Source organism: Scytonema sp. PCC 10023, assembly GCF_963920835.1.
Classification (GTDB): Bacteria; Cyanobacteriota; Cyanobacteriia; order Cyanobacteriales; family Nostocaceae; genus Kalymmatonema.
Map to the genome: position 1 here is coordinate 1 of NZ_CAWUDP010000399.1, position 258 is coordinate 258.

The 258-nt window shown below is 68.2% G+C and carries 1 protein-coding gene; it reads left to right on the forward strand.

Annotated elements, in window-relative coordinates; translation table 11 throughout:
• Positions 1–258, forward strand: a 258-nt coding sequence (locus ACM0OZ_RS49350; RefSeq protein ID WP_414590236.1) for a hypothetical protein, incomplete at both ends; no start/stop codon positions are given.

A 258-nucleotide genomic window follows, 5' to 3' on the forward strand; every position in this document is an offset into this window, starting at 1 on the left:
CGGAAATCAGCCTGGGCAACCTGATGTCGACCATCGCCAGCAAGGTCGTGCAGGCCTGCGGCGTGGACGAGGAATCCGCGCAGCGCATCGGCAAGGTGGTGGCCGGCGTCGTCGGGATCGCCTCGACCGCCTTGCTGCTGGTGGAACCTAGCCTGTTGGGCAACCTGGCCGGCGGAATCGCCGAACTGGCGGGCGCGGACAAGAGCACCACGATGGCCCTGACCATGGCGTTCTCGCTGGCGGCCACGATCGCGCTGG